The sequence below is a fragment of the Spirillospora sp. NPDC046719 genome, from assembly GCF_040645715.1.
Lineage (GTDB): Bacteria > Actinomycetota > Actinomycetes > Streptosporangiales > Streptosporangiaceae > Spirillospora.
Genome location: NZ_JBEYYT010000919.1, coordinates 1 through 1238, shown reverse-complemented (window position 1 = coordinate 1238; position 1238 = coordinate 1). Strand labels below are relative to the sequence as shown.

2 protein-coding genes are annotated in these 1238 nt (G+C 40.9%); both read right to left on the bottom strand.

All coding sequences use genetic code 11. The features are described from left to right. On the bottom strand, nucleotides 1-423 hold a 423-nt coding region (locus ABZ914_RS51570; RefSeq protein WP_500201844.1), incomplete at its 3' end, for a bifunctional DNA primase/polymerase. Nucleotides 424-531: 108 nt separating this feature from the next. After that, nucleotides 532-861 carry a hypothetical protein gene (locus ABZ914_RS51565; RefSeq protein WP_312257954.1) on the bottom strand — a complete coding sequence of 110 codons (330 nt, stop codon included), beginning with the start codon at nucleotides 859-861 and terminating at the stop codon, nucleotides 532-534. Nucleotides 862-1238 lie beyond the last annotated feature (377 nt).

Below are 1238 nucleotides of genomic sequence, written 5' to 3'. Positions count from 1 at the left end.
GATTGGTGTAAAGTGTGTCTTTATCTCTACACCGTCCGCTAGTTCATTGACAATCGGCTGACTGAATAGCTCTTTGGGAACTTTAAAGAAAACGTGCAAGCCGTTGCCTGTGGGTGTCTTTTCAACATAGGTACTTAATATTTCGCCCTCGCTGTGTTCATTCCACAAGCGACTAAATACAGCTCTGCCATTCTGTCCGTTTTGGTGCTGGTCTAAGTCAATACAAATCAAACCGCTGTTTCTAAGATTAATCATGATATTGCGGTTCGGTATTTCATCAAACCACGCGCTCACTGTGATTTCGTCAAGTGTTCCGCTTGAAGTCCCCTTTATAATTGCCCTTTCACTTTTCCCAAGAGGAAAACCAGCGATAACAGAAAAACCGCGATTAATACAGTTTAGGGCTTGTTCTTTGGGTGTCAATGGTCAACCTCCAGTCTATACTCACATTCATCGCAAATTTGTCGCTCTTGATAGGGAATGACTTCATTTTCTTTTAGAGGTTTACCACATAAATAACAATTCACTTTGTTAGTCCTCCTTAAAAAGTTGGTCAATCCAATCAAGTTCCGCAAGGGTGTAGCCGTTGACTGCGTTATTAATCGCAATGCCTGTGCGTTGTTTCTTGATAATGCCAGCCCTGCGCTCGTCTTCATTAGTTGGGATAAAATAGCCGTTATCAATCGAACCAATGGCGCAACCTTGCTTGTGTAGGTACTCAATTCTGCTTTGAAGTGTTCTAAAATCAATATCAAGCGCTTGTGCTAAAATCTTGCCTTTAACAGCTCGTTCAATTCCTCTATGTTCAGAAAGAAATTTAATGATATTTTGGTCAATTGTTTGTAATTCGCTTAATTTCATTTTTTATTTTCCTTTATCTGTAATTTTATGATAGCCAGTTGCTTGCCTAAAATCGGCACTGGTTGCGTGCATAAGTTGCCTTTCACTCCGCTGGGTAAGATAATACCTGTACTTGCTTCGAACTGCTGTATTAAGTCATATTTAACCGCTCGTGCATTGTCAATTATCTTAAACGGGTGTTTACCTGCTTGTCTAAAACTATTCCGTCCGTACCGTTTTATAGCCGTGTAGCCTTGGTGGTGTTCTATCATTTCGCTACCTCATCAAATAAGCTGATTTCTCCGCCCTCTTTTTCGCCCTCAAAGCGGACACCGTGCTTGTATTTACGAACTTTAAAAGAATAATCAACGGTGCCTGTATTGGCGTTCAATGGGTCT

Bases quoted from the DNA above. Each gene is read 5' to 3' on its own strand.
- ABZ914_RS51565 (WP_312257954.1), bottom strand. From the start codon at position 861: ATGAAATTAAGCGAATTACAAACAATTGACCAAAATATCATTAAATTT.